The organism is Micromonospora sp. CA-248260 (assembly GCF_050942205.1).
In the GTDB taxonomy this organism is placed as follows: Bacteria; Actinomycetota; Actinomycetes; order Mycobacteriales; family Micromonosporaceae; genus Micromonospora; species Micromonospora antibiotica.
On record NZ_CP192021.1, the window covers coordinates 4,171,257 to 4,189,679 of the forward strand.

An 18,423-nucleotide genomic window follows, 5' to 3' on the forward strand; every position below is an offset into this window, starting at 1 on the left:
TGTGAGCGATAACATGATGCTCGTCAAGCTGAAACAGCGTTGACACGATCGACGGGCGCAAATGCCGACGCCCCGGGCCGCGTCGGACCGTTCCGACGCGGCCCGGGGCGTCCGGGCGAAGGGGTACGACGCGGGCGGGTGCCGCGTCACCGGTCAGCGGGAGGCGCCGGCACGCCGCTTGTTGTAGACGTCGAAGGCCACGGCGACGAGCAGCACCAGGCCCTTGACCACCGACTGGATGGACTGGTCGACGCCCATGAGCTGCATCCCGTTGCTCATCACCGCCATGATCAGACCACCGACCACGGCACCCATCACGGTGCCGACCCCACCGGTGACCGCCGCGCCACCGATGAACGCGGCGGCGATCGCGTCGAGCTCGAACATGTTGCCCGCGGCGGGCTGCGCGCCGTTGGAGCGCGAAGAGTAGATCACCCCGGCCACCGCCGCCAGGAAGCCCATGTTGACGAACATCCAGAAGTTGACCGTCCGCACCTTGACCCCGGAGAGGGTCGCCGCCGAGAGGTTGCCGCCGATCGCGTAGACCTGCCGACCGAAGACGGTACGCCGGGTGAGCAGGCCGTAAACCAACACCAGCGCGGCCAGGATGATCAGCACGATCGGCAGGCCCCGGGCGTGCGCCAACTGCCAGGCGAAGTACATGATGACCGCGCCCACCAGCACCACCCGGGCGACGAACAGCGGGAACGACTCCACCGGCTGCTGGTAGCGGACCCGGGCCACCCGGGTCCGGAAGCCGCTCACTGCGTACCCGGCCACCGCGACGGCGCCGATCAGCAGGGTGAAGGCGTCGAAGCCGTCCCCGCCGAGCAGCCCGTTGAGGAAGCCGGCCGCGACCTGCTGGTAGTCGGCAGGGAACGGGGAGAGCGAGATGTTGTCCAGCACCCGCAGGGTCAGGCCGCGGAACAGCAGCATGCCGGCGAGCGTCACGATGAAGGCCGGGATGCCGGCGTACGCCACCCAGAAGCCGTGCCACGCGCCGACCGCGACGCCCACCGCCACCGCGGCCAGGATGCCGACCCACCACGGGAAGCCCTCCCGGATGACCAGCACGGCGGAGACCGCCCCGGTGAGGGCGACCACCGAGCCCACCGACAGGTCGATGTGACCGCCGATGATGATGATCACCATGCCGATCGCCAGCACCAGGATGTACGAGTACTGCAGGACGATGTTGGTGATGTTGCCGGGGCTCAGCGACACCCCGTCGGTGAGCACGGCGAAGAACCCGACGATGACGACGAGTGCGACGTAGATGCCACTCTGCCGCAGGTTATTCATGATCAGCGCACGCAGGTCGCTGGTGCCGGCGTGCAGGGCGACGCCCGGACTCTTGTCGGCCGGCGGCGGGGACGGCGGCGATGAGGTCTTGACGCTGGTCATCCCACGCGCTCCTTGTCCTTCGTCATCAGATCCATGAGGTTCTCCTGGGTCGCCTCGGCCACCGGCACCTGGCCGGTGATCCGGCCGGCGGCGAGGGTGTAGATGCGGTCGCACATGCCGAGCAGCTCCGGCAGCTCCGAGGAGATCAGGATCACCGCCTTACCCTCGGCGACGAGCCGGTTGACGATCGTGTAGATCTCGAACTTCGCCCCGACGTCGATTCCCCGGGTCGGCTCGTCGAGGATCAGCACGTCCGGATTGGTGAACAGCCACTTCGACAGCACGACCTTCTGCTGGTTGCCACCGGAGAGCTTGCCCACCACGGCCATCACGCTTGTCGTCTTGATGTTCATGTCCCGCCGGCTCTGCTCGGCGACCTTGATCTCCTCGTTGCCGTTGACCCAACCGAGGCGGGCGAGCCGGCCCAGGGCGGCGGCGGAGACGTTGTGCCGCACGTCGTCGATGAGGTTGAGGCCGAAGCGCTTGCGGTCCTCGGTGACATAGGCGATGCCGTGCTCGATGGCCTCCGCGACGGTGCGCGCCCGGACCTCCCGGCCGCGCACGAACAGCCGACCCCGGATGTCCCGGCCGTACGTCCGGCCGAAGAGGCTCATCGCCAACTCGGTACGACCGGCGCCCATCAGACCGGCGATGCCGACCACCTCGCCGGCACGGACGTCCAGGCTGGCGTCGTCGACGACGAGCCGGTCCTGGGTGGGGTGCCGCACGCTCCAGTTCTCGATGCGCAGCACCTCCTCCCCCGGCGACGAGACCCGGTCGGGATAGAAGCTGTCCAGGTCCCGGCCGACCATGCCGCGGATGATCCGCTCCTGGGTGACCTCCCCGGAGGCCAGGGAGAGGGTCTCCACGGTGCGTCCGTCCCGGATGACCGTGGTCGCGTCGGCGATCGCGGTGACCTCGTTGAGCTTGTGCGAGATCAGGATGCTGGTGATGCCCTGGTCGCGCAGCCGGCGCAGCAGGTCGAGCAGGTGCGCCGAGTCGATGTCGTTGAGCGCGGCGGTCGGCTCGTCCAGGATGAGCAGCCGGACCTTCTTGGACAGCGCCTTGGCGATCTCGACCAGCTGCTGCTTGCCGACGCCGAGCTGGATGACCGGGGTGACCGGGTTCTCGTACAGGCCCACCGAGGCGAGCAGTTCGGCGGCCTCGGCGTTGGCCCGGTTCCAGTCGATCAGGCCGCCCGGACCGCGCCGCTCATTGCCGAGGAAGATGTTCTCGGCGATCGAGAGGTAGGGCACCAGGGCGAGTTCCTGGTGGATGATGACGACGCCGTGGGACTCGCTGTCGCGGATGCCGCGGAAGTTCATCGGCTTGCCGTCCAGCACGATCTCGCCGTCGTACGAGCCGGTCGGGTGCACCCCGGAGAGCACCTTCATCAGGGTGGACTTGCCGGCGCCGTTCTCGCCGCAGATGGCGTGGATCTCCCCCCGGCGCACCGCGAGGGAGACGTCCGCCAGCGCGGTCACCCCGGGGAAGGTCTTCGTGATGCGTCGCATCTCGAGGATGGTGTCGTCCATGGTCAGCGTCCTGATCGTCGAAGCCTGAGGCGGGCTTGCGATGCGTCGGGCGCGGCGGTCGGTCACCGCCGCGCCCGACGACCGGCTTACTTCTTGGCCTGACCGGCGGCGACCTCTTCGGCCGACCAGTAACCGGAGTCGACGAGCACCTTCTTGATGTCGTCCTTGTAGACGGTCTCGATCGGCAGCAGGTACGCCGGGACGACCTTGATCTTGTTGTTGTAGGTCGTGGTGTCGTTGGCCTGCGGCTGCTTGTCCTGCAGGAACGCCTCCGCCGCGATGACGGCCTGCTCGGCGAGCAGCCGGGTGTCCTTGAAGACGGTGGAGCTCTGCACCCCGTCGTTGATCAGCTTGATCGAGGCGATCTCGGCGTCCTGGCCGGTCACCACGGGGAGCTTCTTGGCGCCCTTGCCGTAGCCGGCGTTCTGCAGGGCGGTGATGATGCCCCGGGAGATCCCGTCGTACGGCGACAACACCCCGTTGACCACGGTGCCGTCGTTGTAGCCGGAGGTGAGCAGGTCCTCCATCCGCTTCTGCGCGGTCTCCTGCTGCCAGCGCAGGATCGCCGCCTGCTCGATGCGGGTCTGGCCGGACTTGACCTTCAGCGTGCCGTTGTCCATGAACGGCTTGAGGGTGTCCATCGCCCCGCCCCAGAAGTACTGGGTGTTGTTGTCGTCCAGCGAGCCGGCGAACAGCTCGACGTTGAACGGGCCGGTGGCGGTGCCCTTGCCACCGTCCTTGGTCTGCAGGCCGAGGCCGACCAGCAGAGCGGTCGCCTGGGCGACGCCGACCTTGTAGTTGTCGAAGCTGACGTAGAAGTCGACGTTCTTGTTGCCCAGCAGCAGCCGGTCGTAGGAGATGACCGGGATCTTCGCCGCCGCGGCGGCGTCCAGCTGGCCGCTGAGCGCGGTGCCGTCGATCGCCGCGATGATCAGGACGTCCGCGCCCTGCGTGATCATCTGGTCGACCTGCTGGGACTGGGTGGGGATGTCGTCACCGGCGTACTGGAGGTCGACCTTGTAGCCCTTGGCCTCCAGCTTCTCCTTCACCGCCTTGCCGTCGGCGATCCACCGCTCCGAGGTCTGGGTCGGCATGGAGACGCCGATGGTCAGATCGGCGGGCTTCTTGTCGCTGCTGTCGCCCCCGCTACCCGCTCCCCCGCCGCTGCATGCGGCAAGGCTGAACGCCAGTGCCGCGCCGCCGAGCGCGACCAGGAATTTCCTGCGCACAGGTTTCTCCTCTCCGGAACTCCCGCCGACTGCGGGGACCACCTGTCACCTTTCGGGGTAGTGTTAGCGCTCACATCGCCCCCGTCAACACCCCCTCGGAAATCCGGACGTCACGGTCTCGTAACGGGCGTCTCCGACTTGTCCACCCACCGGCGTCCCGCCCGCCGGGCCGGCGCGGGGTCGATTCCGTGGTGAACACGGCGACGGCGGCCCGCCCACCACCCCCGGGCTGCGACCGGACGGCGGACCCGCCGACGCCGACGTCCCGCCGGGTTTCCAACCTGTTACGCGGTCGTCATCGACAGCAGGCGATCAATGCCAGGCGCTCCGCTGAATGCGCGGGGGTGGGCGACGGGCGACGGGCGCAGTGTGGTGGGCGGTGGGCGGGCCGTCGCGACTGGGACAGCCGTGCGCCCCGGGTGCCCCGATCGTCGGGGTGCCCGGGGCGCAAAGGAGTCCGGGGTCCGGGGTCCGGGGGTCCCGGGGGTCCCGGGGGTCCGGGGTCCAGGGGTCCCGGGGGTCCGGGGTGCGAGTTGTGTGGGGTGTCCTACCTGGCTGGTCAGTCGTCCAGGCAGGACCGCAGCGCGGCGGTCAGCAGGTTGGCGCGTTCGTCGCCCATGCCCTGCATCTGGTTGACCACGTAACCGAAGCCGACCTGGTGGGCGTCGTCGCCGAAGCCGAGGTTGCCGCCCGCACCGTCGTGGCCGAAGCTGCGCTCGGACAGCAACGGCCGGGCCGGCGGCGAGTGCAGCAGGAAGCCACTGCCCCAGCGTTGGCCGGTGTCCGGCGGGCCGTGCCGCTGCTGGCCCCGGGACCGCACGACCGTCGCGTCGTCGATCGACGCCGGGTCGAGCACGGGCGGTCCCGCCACCGGAGACACGCACGCGGCGTAGAGGCGGGCCAGTCCGTCGGCTGTGCTCACCGCGCCGGCGCCCGGGATGCCGGCGGCCTGGATGGCCGGGTCGTTGAAGCTGACCAGGCCGGCGTCGTCGGCGGGGAACGCGAACGCGCCACCCATGGTGATCCCCCGGTCGGCCACCGGGTCGACGAACGGTTCCGGGTCGGGCGGCGGAGCGAGGTTCCAGGCGACCGTGTCGCGTTCGGTCGCCGGCAACCCGAGCCAGGTCCGCAGGCCCAGCGGTGCCGCCAGGGCGTCCCGGAAGTACGCCCCGGGCAGCTGACCGGTGATCCGGTGGATCACCTCGCCGATCAGCCAGCCGTAGGTCATCGGGTGGTAGCTGTGCGCCGTGCCCGGCTGCCACAGCGGGGCCTGGGCCTCGATCGCCGCGATCACCGGGTCCCACGCGAGCACCTCGTCGAGGGTCAACGGGCGGTCGAGCGCGGGCAGGCCGGACTGGTGGGTGAGCAGCCAGCGCACCGGGATGTCGGCCTTGCCGTGCTGGCCGAACTCGGGCCAGTAGCGGGTGACCGGCGCGTCGAGGTCGAGTCGGCCCTGCTGCACCAGCAGGTAGGCGCAGACCGCCAGGATGCCCTTGGTGCAGGAGTAGACGACGACCGGGGTGTGCGCCGTCCAGGGCCGGCCGGTACGGGGGTCGGCGGTCCCGCCGTACAGGTCGACGACCTGGCGACCGCCGACGTAGACGGTGACCGCCGCGCCGACCTCCCCCCGGTCGGTGAAGTTGGCGCGGAAGACGTCTGCCACCCGCCCGTAGCGTTCGTCGGCGTGGCCGTGGATCTGCGGCTGCGTGGCCACTGCTATCCCTTCAGTGAGCCCTGGATCAGGGCCTTGATGAACTGACGCTGGAAGATCAGGAAGACGATCAGGGTCGGGGTGAGGATCAGCAGCGAGCCGGCGCACAGCAGCACCAGGTCGGTGCCCCACTGCCCCTGGAACGCCCCGAGCGCACCCGCCATCGTCCGCTTGGCCGGATCGTCGACCAGGACGATGGCCAGCAGGAACTGGTTCCACGTCCAGAGGAACATCAGGATGGTCAGCGACGCGATGGCCGGCCGGGCGAGCGGCACCTGGACCCGCCAGAACAGCTGCCAGGTGCTGCTGCCGTCGACCCGGGCCGCCTCGGACAACTCGACCGGCACGTTGCTGAAGTGCGCCCGCATCCAGAAGACCGCGAACGGCATGTAGAGCCCGATCAACGGCAGGATGATCGCCCACCGGGTGTTGAGCAGGCCGAGGTCCTGCATCTGGTAGTAGAGCGGGGTGACCACCGCCTCGAACGGCAGGGTCAGCCCGAGCAGCAGCAGACCGAACACGATCCGGCCACCGGGGACCCGCAGCTGGCCCAGCCCGAAACCGGCCATGGTGGCGATCAGCACCGAGACCGGCACGACGCCGGCCACGATGAGCAGGCTGGAGCGCAGCAGCGCACCCATGTTCGCCACCGTGAACGCGTCGGCGAAGTTGCCCCACTGCGGGTCCGACGGCCAGGCCAGGCCGCTGGGCACGGTGCCCCGGGGCTGCAACGCCGCGGAGAGCATGCTGACGAACGGCAGCAGGGTGACCACGACCAGGACGAGCAGGAAGATCCGGCCGGTCAGGTTCTCGCGCCGGCTCAGGTTCATGACTTGTCCCCCCGGGTCAGTCGCTGGATCGGCAGCACGCAGAGCAGCACCAGCAGCATCAGCACGACGGCCAACGCGGAGGCGAGACCGACCTGGCGCTGCGAGAAGGCCAGCCGGTAGATCTCCAGGCCCGGCACGGTGGTCTGCAGGCCGGGACCGCCACTGGTCGAGATGTAGACGATGTCGAAGCTGGCCAGGGCGGCGATGATGGTCACCGTCAGGCAGACCCCGATCTCCTGGCGCAGGCTGGGCAAAGTGACGGCGAAGAACTCCCGGATCGGGCCGGCGCCGTCGAGGCGGGCCGCCTCGTACAACGCGGGATCGATCTTGCTCATCCCGGTCACCAGCAGGATCGTGCAGAGGCCGAGCAGCACCCAGGCGCCGATGACGCCGACGGCGGGCAGCGCGGTGTCGAAGTCACCGAGCCAGGCGCGGGCCACCCCGCCCAGGCCGACCGCGCGCAGCAGCTGGTTGATCAGGCCGTTGGACGACAGCAGCCAGCTCCACGCGATACCCGCCGCCACCAGGGGGATGACCTGGGGCAGGAACAGCACCGTACGCACCACGGTGCCGAACGCGCCGGTGGTGATGCGGCGGACCAGGCTGGCCACCAGCAGGCCGAGCGCGACCGGGACGAAGCTGAAGAAGACGATCAGGACGAGCGCGTTGCCGATGATCTTCAGCAGGTCGCTGTCGGTGAACACGGTCAGGTAGTTGTCCAGTCCCGCCCAGCGGGCCACCCCGATGCCGTTCCAGTTGTAGAACGAGTACTGGATGGTCAGCACGAGTGGACGAAGGACGAAGGCGGCGTACATCACGACTGCGGGCAGGACGAAGAGCCAGCCCGTCCCGCCCGCGCGGGCCCACCGTTTCCGGGGGGCCCGCGCGGCGGAGGGACGGGTGGGACGAGCCGGTGTGGACACCGGGTCACCCCGCCCGACCGGTGCGCTGCCGAAGGCAGACGTCATCGGGAGAGTTCCTTCGCGTACTCGGCCTGGACCGCCTTGACGTACCCCTCGGGGGTCTGCTGACCGGCGATCAGCTTCTGCATCTCCGGGGTGATCGCGGCGGCGAAGATGCCACCGGTGGCGTTCGCGGTGAAGTCCACCGCGCCGTTCTCCTCACCGAGCTGCTGCGACGCCTTGAGCGTCTCGGCCAGCACGGTGTTCGGCGCGGCGGCCGGCACGGCCAGGTCGCTCGGGCCACCCGGGCTGGAGCCGCCGATCTTGACGGCGATCTCCCGGGCGGTGGGGTTGGTGTGCGCCCAGTTCAGGAAGAACGCGGCGGCGTCGGGGTTCTTGGCCTTGGCGCTGATGCCGAAGGTGTTCGGGGCGGACATCGCCACGTGTTTGCCGCCGGCCGACTCGCTCGGGAACAGGAAGAAGCCCACGTTGCCGGGCATCGTCTTGTCGAGGTTGGCCGACTCCCAGTCGCCGTTGAACATGAACAGGCCGTTGTTCTTCTGGAACTCGCCCACCATGCTCGCGTAGTCCAGGGCGTTGGCGTCCTTGGGGAAGTAGCCGGCCTGGGCCCACTTCTGGATGGTCTGGGTGGCCTTCAGCGCGGCCGGAGTGTCGAACGTCGCGCCCGGCTTCTGGAAGATCCAGTCGGCCACCTGGGCCGGGTCACCGAACTGGTTCTGCAACGCCTGGTGCGGGAAGTTGATGCCCGCGGTGTTCTTGTTGAACTGCATGATCGGCTGCACGCCGGCGGTCTTGGCCTTGGCCAGCAGCTGCTCGAACTCGGCGATGGTGGCCGGCGGCTGGGTCATCCCGACCTGCTCGGCGAGCTTCTTGTTGTAGAACACCCCGGTGACGCTGTAGCCGAGGCCCATCCCCCACAGCGAGCCGGTGCCCCGGGTGGTGCCGCCCTCGCCGACCCGCAGCTGCACCAACTGGGAGGCGGGGAACTTGTCCCAGCCGTACGCGGTGAAGTAGGGGTCGAGGTTCTTGAGCAGGTCGTCCTTGACCAGGTCGACCATGGTGGGGAGCCGGATGATGTCCGGCGAGTTGTCCGAGGCCATCACCCGGGGCGCGTTCTCCACGATGACCGTGAACTGGTCCTCGCGGATGTTGAACTTGACGTTCGGGTGCTGCTTGGTGAACTCGTCGGCCAGCGCCTTGGCCAGCGGGAAGCCGGTCTCGGCGTACATCTCCAGGGTGATCGGGTCGCTGCCCAGCTCGGTGCTGACGGCGGCGTCGGACCCGGCGCGCGGCGACTCGTCCGCACCGGGTGCGCTGCACGCCGTGGCGGCCAGCCCCAACGCCAGCACGGGGGCCAGGAGCGCCGTCCGGCGGGAGAACCTTGCCAGTGGTGTAGCCAATTGAGGACTCCTCGACTCTTCCGTGCGTGCCCCGGCCGCGGTACGGGCCGGGTCGGCGGGTCGTCACGGTGGGTGACCAGCCGCAACAGTACGTCGCCGTCGGCATGCCGCCGCAGCACGCGATGTCGTTACCGATGACCACGCCGGGGGTCACCGAGGGTGTCGCCCGACCTGTCAAAAGTAGCCGCTAAACTGATTTAGCAGAGCATGCGCGCGGCGACCTGAGCTGTCAAGGACCAATTGGCAACGGTCCGGAAACATCCGGTTCACGCCCAGCCACCCGCCCCACCGGCCGTCGCGGGTGGTCACCGACACACACCCGGGGTGACCGCCGGCACCGGGCCCGGCCGGACCACGCATCATGATGGGCGGGAGCGACGGCCGCGACGCCGCCGCCGATTCGGAGGACTGATGGGCCGCAACAGAGCAACCCTGGCCGATGTCGCGCGACGGGCCGGGCTGTCCAAGACCGCCGCGTCGATGGTCCTCAACGGCCGGGAGGGCACCCGGCTGTCGGCCGAGGCGCACCAGCGCGTCTTCGCCGCCGCCGAGGAACTGGGCTACCGGCCCAACCTGGCGGCCCGGAGCCTGCGTACCCGCAAGACCGCCACCATCGCGTTCGTCTCCGACATCGTCGCCACCACCCGGTTCGCCGGCGGCCTCATCCGCGGCGCGCTCGACGCGGCCCGGGAGCGCGACCACGTGCTGCTCATCACCGAGACGCAGGGCGACGCCACCTTCGAGCAGTACGCCATCGAGGCGATGCTCGACCGGCAGGTCGACGGGGTGATCTACGCCGCGATGGCGACCCGGCGGCTGACCGTCCCGGCGGCCATCCTCGGCGGCCCGGTGGTGCTGCTCAACGCCACCAGCCCGGACGACCTGCCCTGCGTGCTCCCCGACGACGAGCGGGCCGGCCGTACCGTCGCCACCACCCTGCTCGACCAGGGCCACCGCGACCGGATCGCGCTGATCGGCCGCAACCGTCTCAAGGAGGACGACGAGGAGGTCTCCCTGGCGGCCCGGGCCCGGCTGCGCGGCGTGCACCAGGCGCTCGGTGCCGCCGGGGTCGAGCTGCTGACCGAGTGCTTCTGCGCCGAGTGGCTGCCCGAACACGGCTACGCCGCCATGCGCACGCTGCTGGGCCGGCCCACCCGGCCGACCGCGATCATCTGCATGAACGACCGGCTCGCGTTCGGCGCCTACCAGGCGCTCGCCGAGGCCGGGCTGACCGTCCCGGACGACCTCTCGGTGGTCTCGTTCGACGACGACCCGATCGCCGCCTGGTTGCGCCCCGGCCTGTCCACCACCGCTCTGCCGCACGAGCAGATGGGGCGGCGGGCCGTCGAGATCCTCCTCGACGGCGGCGACGCCGAACCGTCCCTCGTCCCCATGCCGCTGCGTCGCCGCCGGTCCGTGGCCACCCCGGTCCGATAGCCGGGACCCCCCGGCGCGACCGCCGGGCAGGTGCCCGCCGCAGCGCTCCCACCACCGGCCGCTGGCCACCCGAACTGGTCGCTAAACCGATTTAGTGCTAGCTTCCCCGCCATGCTACGTCTACCCGACCACTGGGTGTGGGACAGCTGGTACGCCCGGGACGACAACGACCGGTGGCACGCGTTCTTCCTGCGCGCCTCCCGTGCCCTGCACGACCCGCACCGCCGGCACCGCCGCGCCACGATCGGCCACGCCGTCTCGACCGACCTGCACACCTGGCACCTGGTCGCCGACGCGCTCGTCCCGGCCGACGCGCCGAGCTGGGACGACCTCGCGACCTGGACGGGCTGCACCGTGCGCGGCCCGGACGGGCGGTGGTACCTGTTCTACACCGGGGTCGGCCGCGCCGAGGACGGGCTGGTCCAGCGGATCGGCCTGGCCGTCTCCGACGACCTGACCACCTGGCGCCGGCACGGCGACGGGCCGCTCGTCGAAGCCGACCCCACCTGGTACGAACTGCTCGACCGGACGCTGTGGTACGAGCAGGCCTGGCGCGACCCGTGGGTGTTCCCCGATCCGGACGGCGCCGGCTGGCACATGCTCGTCACCGCCCGGATCAACACCGGGCCGACCGAGGCACGCGGGGTCGTCGGTCACGCCACCTCACCGGACCTGGTGAACTGGACCGTCCAACCGCCGCTGTCGATCCCGGCCGGCTTCGGGCACCTGGAGGTCCCCCAGGTCGCCGTCGTCGACGGGCAGCCCCTGCTGCTGTTCTCCACCGACGCCGCCGGCACCCGCCACGACGGCCACCGGATCTGGGTGGCGGAGGGTCACGACGTACGCGGCCCGTGGGACATCGCCTCGGCCCGCCCGTTCCCGCACCCGCACCTCTACGCGCCCCGGCTGGTCCCCGGACCGGCCGGGGACTGGTCCCTCATCGGATTCCACGACCACGTCGACGGGGAGTTCGTCGGTGCGCTGAGTGATCCGATCGCGGTCCGTTACCGCGCCGGGGACGGGCTGACCGCCACCGGCACGGCCGGCTGAGCGTTCCTGCGGCCACCACCCGGCCGCAGCGGTACGGGCGGGGGCGGCCACCGCCGTGCCGGACGGGCTCGGAGGCGGCCACCACCGTGCCGGGTTGGACGCGGGGGCGGCCACCGCCGTGCCGGACGGACGGACAGACGCGCAAGCGGACCGGACCCGGACGGCGTCCGCACCACGCCGTCCGGGTCCGGGGCCGCTCACCGGCGTCCGCCCGCCCGGTGCCCGGACCGGCAGCGGGCGGACGGCGGCGGCCGGTCGGTCAGCGGCGGGTCCAGCGCTGGTTGGCCGCCCCGGTGCACGACCAGAGCAGCACCGTGGTGCCGTTGGCGGTGCCGTTGTTGTTCACGTCGAGGCAGAGGCCGGACTGCACGCTGCTGATCGTGCCGTTGGCGTTGAACGTCCACTGCTGGTTGGTCCCACCGTTGCAGTCCCAGATCTGGGCCTTGGTGCCGGCGGTGGCGTTGGTCGGCGCGTCCAGGCACTTACCGAGGGACTGGAGGGTCTGGCCGTTGGCCGTCCAGCGCTGGTTGGCAGCCCCGTTGCAGTCCCAGATCACCGGTTGGGTGCCGTTGGCGGTGCTGCTCTGCGGGACGTCGAGGCACCGACCGGAGGCGACGCTGGCCAGCGCGCCCGCGGTGGACGGCGGCGTCGTCGGCGGCGGGGCGGTGCCACCGCCGCTGACCCGGTACACCACCGTGCCGTGCGACGGCACACTCGCGGAGATGGTGCCGGTGCTGGTGGTGCTCGCGTTGGTCCAGGCGTCGACCAGGGTGAAGGAGGAGCCGGACTTGCCGATGGCGGCGGCGGTGGTGGAGATCGTCGTCGTCGAGCCACCCTGGTTGAACAGGGCGACCGCGACGTCGCCGTTGGCAAGCCGCTTGGCCAGCACCCGGCGGGTGCCGTCGAAGGAGACCTGGGCGCCCTGCAACGCCAGCGCGTCCTGGTTGATGGCGATCAGGTTCGCGTTCTTGAGGATGGTCTGCGTGGCGGAGTTCATCGACCGGACGTCGTTGCCGGCGATCAGGGGCGAGGCCATGATCGCCCACATCGCGAAGTGGCTGCGCATCTCGGTGTCGGTCATGCCGCCCCGGCCCACCTCCATCATGTCGGGGTCGGTGAAGGCGCCGGGCTTCGCGTACGGGGCCAGCGGCACGTTGACGTCGATGATGTTCTGGATGCCCATCGGGTAGCCGTTGGTCTGGCCGCTGTTCCAGGTGTTGGTGATGTCCTCGGTGGTGCGCCACATGTTCGCCACGTCGCCCCAGTTGCGCTGCGGCCCGGTCTTGGCGTGGATGCTGTTGGGGTTGATGCTGTAGACGATCGGCCGGCCGGTGGCGGCCAGGGCGTCGCGCATCTTGGCGAACGTGGTGACCTGCTGGTCGATGGAGCCGTTCGGCGAGCACCAGTCGTACTTGAGATAGTCGACGCCCCAGTTGGCGAACTGCCGGGCGTCCTGCACCTCGTGGCCCTGGCTGCCGGTGGCGCCGGGGTAGGAGTTGAAGTACTGGGCGCAGGTCTTGTCGACCGGCACCTGGTAGATGCCGAACTTCAGCCCCCGGGCGTGGATGTAGTCGCCGAGCGCCTTCATCCCGGAGGGGAACCGGGTCGGGTCACCCTGGAGGTTGCCCGCCGAGTCCCGGTTGGGGTTGAACCAGCAGTCGTCGACCACGACGTACTGGTAGCCCAGATCCCGCATACCGCTGCTGACCAGCGCGTCGGCCGTCTGCCGGATCAGCGCCTCGTTGATGTTGCAGCCGAAGGAGTTCCAACTGTTCCAGCCCATCGGCGGGGTCCGGGCCGTCCCGTTGTCCAGTGCCTGCGCCACCGGCATCCGGATGCCCACCAGGACGCCGGCCAGGAGCAGACCGGCCGCCAGCGCCCGCCCCCAGCTCCGGGCTCGCACGAATCGCTTCACGAAGTCTCCAATCAGTGGTGCCGCGTCGGGCGGGACGTCCGGGAGTCGGCTCGAACCACCCCGGGTGTGAGCGCTCGAACGGCTCGGTGTGAGCGCTAACAACGGCCCCTCATGTTACGTAAGCGTTTCAGCGTATTCAACTGCTTCCATATTTTTACCGCTCTATCACCGGGCGTCGGCAGGTCGGCCCACCGGCGGCCCCCCGAGGGCTGCGGACCACGCCGGGACGCGGGACGCAGCAGTGCGACATGGAGCCATCGTGGAGCTATCTGCACCGCCTGACATCGAATACGCTGGCTCCATGTCAGATAGCTCCAGACGCGGACGGCGCGCTCGCGGCGAGATCGAGCAGCTTCCCAGCGGCTCGCTCCGGGTGCGGGTGTACGCCGGGATCGACCCCGTGTCGAAGCGTCGGCGCTACCTCACCGAGACCGTGCCCGCCGGCCCGGTCGCGGCCCGCCACGCCGAAGCCGTCCGCAGCCGGCTGCTCGACCGGGTACGACGACAGCCCACGCCTGCCGCCCCGACCGGCGACCCGGTGGCCGGCAGGTCGGGTGGCACCCCCGGGCCCCCCGCCGCCGTCCCCCCGGCAACCGCCGCGGCGGACCCCGCGCGTACCACCACCCCGACGGTCGGCAGGCCGGCCGGGGCGCCACGACGCAGCCGACGCCGGGGCGAACCGACGCTGACCACGATCGCCCAACTGGCGGACGTCTCGGCGCCCACCGTGTCCAAGGTCCTCAACGGCCGCACCGGGGTCGCGGCGGAGACCCGGGCCCGGGTGGAGTCGCTGCTACGCGAGCACGGCTACCGCCGCCCCGAACTGGGCACCCCGAACGCCAGCGTGGAGGTGGTCTTCTACGGCATGCAGAGCAACCTGGCGGTGCTGATCATGCAGGGGGTGCAGCAGGTCGCCGGGGCGCACCGGCTCGCCGTCGGCTTCATCGACGCCCGCCGCCAGGTCTCGGAGGGGCGGTTCTGGGCCCGCGACCTGCTGGCCCGTCGCCCGACCGGAGTGATCGCGGTGAATCTCGGCTTCACCTCCGAACAGCACGCCCTGCTGGCGGCGAGCGCGATCCCCCTGGTCGTCATCGATCCCACGGGCGAGCCGCCACTGCACGCCGTCCCGTCGGTGACGACGACCAACTGGAGCGGTGGTTTCGAGGCCGCCCGGCACGTACTCGACCTGGGGCATCGGCAGGTCGGGGTGATCTCCGGGCCGACCGAACGGCTGTGCGCCAAGGCCCGCCTGGACGGTGCCCGGGCGGCGTTGGAGGCGGCGGGAGCCGGGCTGCCCGCGCGCCGGCTGCGCTTCGGCCACTGGTTCTCCTTCGAGGACGGTCTCAGCCTCGGCCAGGAACTGCTCCGGCAGAACCCCACGCCCACGGCGATAGTGTGCGGCAACGACCTGCAGGCGCTCGGCGTCTACGAGGCGGCCCGGTTGGCCGGCCGACGGATCCCCCAGGACCTCAGCGTGGTGGGCTTCGACGACATCCCGTACACCATGTTCTGCGGACCGCCGATGACCTCGGTGCGGCAGCCGCTGACCGAGATGGCCGCCGCCGCGACGCGGATGGTGCTGACCCTGGCCGCCAACGAGAACCTCACGCAGACCCGGGTCGAACTGGCCACCACGCTGGTGGTGCGGGGCAGCACCGCGGCGGCACCGGCGCACTGACCCGCTCGGCGCGGCCGGTCCGGGGCGGCGCGGCCGGTCCGGGGCGGTTGCCGGGGCGGGTCCTCGAAACCTGTCCTTGTCGTTGCCGAACGGTTTCGAGTAGCATCCGGTTCGATCGATACGGCAGGTCGTCGTGGTGCGGTCGCCCTGGTCACGGTGTCCTCCGGTTCCACCGGTGGCGCACCGCCCGACGTCTGGTACGGCGTGCGGGTCCAGGTCAGGTCCGTCGTCCGGCACGGCTGGCCGGCCCGACACGGCGTAGGACAGTGACCTTCGAGGAGCGAGGGAGGGCCAGAGGGACCCGTCACCGCCAGTTCGCCTACCGCCTGCGATCCGTGATGACGAATATCACGGCACGCTGGCGACACTCGGCCGCGTCGCCGACCCAATCAGGGCGACACGCCGCGTAGACTCTCGCTGATCCAGCGTTGTCCACGGCGTGCACGCCCATGCCTCGTGTCCGACGTCCCTCATCGGACGCCGGGCCGGGCCGCTTCGCCGTCAGCGGGCTGCGGGGCGGACCGAGAGGTGTGGGATTACTGTGCGCGCTCCTGCGATGAGAGACGTGGCCCGCCTCGCCGGAGTTTCCCACCAGACCGTGTCGCGGGTCCTCAACGGACATCCCCACGTGCGGGAACAGACCCGCCTACGGGTCCAGGCCGCGATCACCGAGCTCGGCTACCGCCCGAACCGGGCCGCCCGCACCCTGGTCACCGGGCGATCGCAGGTGCTCGGTGTGGTGGCGCTCAACACCACCCTCTACGGCCCGGCGTCCCTGCTGTCCGCCTTCGAACTCGCCGCGGCCGAGGCCGGCTTCGCCGTCAGCGTCGGTAGCGTCCGCAACCTGGACCGTACCTCCATCACCGCCGTCGTCGAGCGGCACCTGGCCCACCGGGTCGCCGGGATCGTGGTGATCGCACCGGTGGAGTCCGCCGGCGAGGCGCTGGAGTGCCTTCCCACCGACATCCCGCTGGTCACCGTGGACGGCGACCCCCGCCGTCCGGTGCCGCTGGTCACCATCGACCAGGTGGAGGGGGGCCGGTTGGCCACCCGGCACCTGCTCGACGCGGGTCACCGGACGGTCTGGCACGTGTCGGGCCCGGCCGACTGGTTCGACAGCGCGGGGCGTCTCGCCGGCTGGCGGGAGACGTTGCAGGCCGCCGGCGCGGAGGTTCCCCCGGTGTTGCAGGCGGACTGGTCCGCCGCCTCGGGATACCGGTGCGGCCAGATGCTGGCCCGGACCCCTGAGGTCACCGCGATCTTCACGGCCAACGACGATCTCGCGCTGGGCGTGCTGCACGCGCTGCACGAACACGGCCGGCGGGTGCCGGAGGAGGTCAGCGTCGTCGGTTTCGACGACGTCCCGGACGCCGCGTACTTCATCCCGCCGTTGACCACCGTCCGGCCGGACTTCAACACCGTGGCCGAGGCCAGCCTCGGCCTGCTGCTGACGCAGATCGACGCAGGCGTCGACCACACGCTGCGGCAGACCATCTCCCCCACCCTGATCACCCGGGACAGCGTCGCCGCGCCCCGGTGACGGGCGGACCGTCACCGGTCGCCGCGGTGGCGTGTCCACCCGCCGTGCCGCGCTGACCAGGCTGGCGGCGACCCGCCCCGCACAGTGCTGTCCGGCTCTGGACAGCACTTCTTGTTAACGTTAACGTAATGGACGATCGTCGATTTATCGGGTACGGACTCCGGCCGACCGGGTGGCCGCTCGTCCGACCGTAGGCGGAGCCGACGCCGACGCCACGAAGGGCCGGACGGCTACGACCGGCGCACAGCGGTCCGCGCCACCGGATCGCGCCACCGCCGTCCGCGCCCAAGGGTCGACGACCGGACGCGACGCCCGCACCGCCTCCCGGCGCGGCGATCTCCACCCCCTGAAAGAAAGGCCACCGATGAAGGGCAGTCTGCGCGCCGCGCTGGCAGCCGTCGTCCTCGCAATCGCGGCATCCACCGTCCTGATGACGGCGCAGCCCGCGACCGCGGCGACCCTGACCAGAGTGACCGGATTCGGCAACAACCCCACCAACCTCAACATGTACCTGTACGCCCCGAGCACCCTCGCGCCCCGCCCGGCGCTGCTGCTCCTGGTGCACTACTGCAGCGGTTCGGCCAGCGGGATCTTCAACGGCAACGGGCACGACTACGTGACCGCCGCCGACCGCTACGGCTACCTCATCGTGGTGCCCGAGGCCACCCGCAGCGGAAGCTGCTTCGACGTCTCCACCCCGGCCGCCCTCACCCGCAACGGTGGCGGCGACTCGACCGGGATCATGTCGATGGTCGCGTACGCCCGGCAGCGCTACAACGTCGACCCGGCGCGGATCGTGGTCTCCGGGTTCTCCTCCGGGGCGATGATGACCAATGTGCTCGCCGCGCAGTACCCCGACGTCTTCTCCGCCGCGTCGGCGTTCTCCGGGGTGCCGGCCGGCTGCTTCGCCACCACCGACGGATCGCTGTGGAACAGCCGCTGCTCCGGCGGCACGGTGATCAAGACGGCGCAACAGTGGGGCGACCAGGCCCGCGCGATGTACCCCGGGTACACGGGCCGTTATCCCCGGATGCAGTTGTGGCACGGCGTCACCGACACCACCCTCGCCTACCCCAACTACGGCGAGGAGATCAAGCAGTGGACCAACCTGCACGGGTTGAGCACCACGCCCACCGCCACCGACCGTCCCCAGTCGTCCTGGACGCGCACCCGCTACGGCGGGACGGGCTCGCAGGCTCCCGTCGAGGGGATCAGCATCGCCGGGGTGGGTCACCAGCTGCCGATGGCCGGACAGCTCGCGTACGCCATCACCTTCCTCGGCCTGGACGGTAGCGCGCCCACCCCCACCCCCACCGCCAGCCCCACGCCCACGCCCACGCCGACGCCGACGCCGACGGTCACCCCGACCCCCACGCCGACGGTCACCCCGACCTCGACCCCGACGCCCACGCCGACGTCGCAGTCGGGTGCCTGCCGGGTCACCGACACGATCAGCGCGTGGAACAGCGGGCTGACCGCCAGCATCACCATCGTCAACACCGCCAGCACGACGCTCAACGGCTGGTCCCTCGGGTTCACCCTGCCCGCCGGGCAGGTCATCACCGGCGGCTGGAACGCCAGCTACGCACCGGCCAGCGGCCAGGTCACCGCCACGAACGTCAGTTACAACGGCACGCTGGCCCCCGGAGCGTCGACCACTATCGGATTCCAGGCCACCCACACCGGCAACGCCGCCGCCCCCACGGCATTCACCCTGAACGGGGCGACCTGCGTGGTCGCCTGAACCGCCGCGACCGCAGCCCCCCGTACC

At 70.7% G+C, this 18,423-nt stretch carries 13 protein-coding genes; 5 read left to right on the plus strand and 8 right to left on the minus strand.

Annotation, left to right across the window (positions count from 1 at the left end):
* Positions 1–153: 153 nt before the first annotated feature.
* The 7 genes from mmsB to ACQP2H_RS18365 all read right to left on the minus strand — a co-directional run bounded on the left by mmsB (position 154) and on the right by ACQP2H_RS18365 (position 9,032).
* On the minus strand, positions 154–1,404 hold the full coding sequence (gene mmsB / locus ACQP2H_RS18335) for a multiple monosaccharide ABC transporter permease (protein ID WP_219462898.1): 1,251 nt from the start codon (positions 1,402–1,404) through the stop codon (positions 154–156).
* Positions 1,401–2,939: a multiple monosaccharide ABC transporter ATP-binding protein gene (gene mmsA / locus ACQP2H_RS18340; RefSeq protein WP_208566753.1), complete on the minus strand. Its 1,539-nt coding sequence runs from the start codon at positions 2,937–2,939 to the stop codon at positions 1,401–1,403. The genes mmsB and mmsA overlap by 4 nt, the downstream gene beginning before the upstream one ends.
* A gap of 86 nt (positions 2,940–3,025) precedes the next feature.
* Complete coding sequence (gene chvE, locus ACQP2H_RS18345; RefSeq protein ID WP_219462899.1) at positions 3,026–4,168, minus strand: multiple monosaccharide ABC transporter substrate-binding protein; 1,143 nt, start codon at positions 4,166–4,168, stop codon at positions 3,026–3,028.
* A 559-nt stretch (positions 4,169–4,727) separates the two neighbouring features.
* The gene (locus tag ACQP2H_RS18350) at positions 4,728–5,882 is read right to left on the minus strand and encodes a serine hydrolase domain-containing protein (protein WP_433228200.1); all 1,155 of its coding nucleotides are present in this window, start codon (positions 5,880–5,882) and stop codon (positions 4,728–4,730) included.
* Between the two features lie 2 nt (positions 5,883–5,884).
* On the minus strand, positions 5,885–6,709 hold the full coding sequence (locus ACQP2H_RS18355; RefSeq protein WP_219462904.1) for a carbohydrate ABC transporter permease: 825 nt from the start codon (positions 6,707–6,709) through the stop codon (positions 5,885–5,887).
* Positions 6,706–7,677: a carbohydrate ABC transporter permease gene (locus tag ACQP2H_RS18360; protein WP_208566757.1), complete on the minus strand. Its 972-nt coding sequence runs from the start codon at positions 7,675–7,677 to the stop codon at positions 6,706–6,708. The genes ACQP2H_RS18355 and ACQP2H_RS18360 overlap by 4 nt, the downstream gene beginning before the upstream one ends.
* Positions 7,674–9,032: an ABC transporter substrate-binding protein gene (locus ACQP2H_RS18365; protein WP_208566758.1), complete on the minus strand. Its 1,359-nt coding sequence runs from the start codon at positions 9,030–9,032 to the stop codon at positions 7,674–7,676. Before ACQP2H_RS18365 ends, ACQP2H_RS18360 begins: the two co-directional genes overlap by 4 nt.
* A gap of 411 nt (positions 9,033–9,443) precedes the next feature.
* Between ACQP2H_RS18365 and ACQP2H_RS18370 the strand changes: the two genes are divergently transcribed.
* Positions 9,444–10,469 carry a LacI family DNA-binding transcriptional regulator gene (locus ACQP2H_RS18370; protein ID WP_219462907.1) on the plus strand — a complete coding sequence of 342 codons (1,026 nt, stop codon included), beginning with the start codon at positions 9,444–9,446 and terminating at the stop codon, positions 10,467–10,469.
* Between the two features lie 111 nt (positions 10,470–10,580).
* Entirely contained in the window at positions 10,581–11,519 is a 939-nt protein-coding gene (locus ACQP2H_RS18375) for a family 43 glycosylhydrolase (protein WP_219462909.1), read from the plus strand.
* 259 nt (positions 11,520–11,778) lie between these two features.
* On the opposite strand, the gene ACQP2H_RS18380 is transcribed toward ACQP2H_RS18375, so the two are convergent.
* A complete protein-coding gene (locus ACQP2H_RS18380; RefSeq protein ID WP_208566849.1) occupies positions 11,779–13,350 on the minus strand; it encodes a glycoside hydrolase family 27 protein in 1,572 nt (523 codons plus the stop codon).
* Between the two features lie 385 nt (positions 13,351–13,735).
* Between ACQP2H_RS18380 and ACQP2H_RS18385 the strand changes: the two genes are divergently transcribed.
* From ACQP2H_RS18385 to ACQP2H_RS18395, 3 genes are all read left to right on the plus strand, one after another.
* Positions 13,736–15,112, plus strand: coding sequence for a LacI family DNA-binding transcriptional regulator (locus tag ACQP2H_RS18385; protein WP_357534270.1), 1,377 nt, complete (start codon positions 13,736–13,738; stop codon positions 15,110–15,112).
* 556 nt (positions 15,113–15,668) lie between these two features.
* Positions 15,669–16,652 (plus strand): LacI family DNA-binding transcriptional regulator, encoded by a 984-nt coding sequence (locus tag ACQP2H_RS18390; protein WP_433228204.1) that lies wholly within the window; start codon positions 15,669–15,671, stop codon positions 16,650–16,652.
* Positions 16,653–17,016: 364 nt separating this feature from the next.
* Positions 17,017–18,396 carry an extracellular catalytic domain type 1 short-chain-length polyhydroxyalkanoate depolymerase gene (locus ACQP2H_RS18395; RefSeq protein ID WP_433228206.1) on the plus strand — a complete coding sequence of 460 codons (1,380 nt, stop codon included), beginning with the start codon at positions 17,017–17,019 and terminating at the stop codon, positions 18,394–18,396.
* Positions 18,397–18,423: the final 27 nt, after the last annotated feature.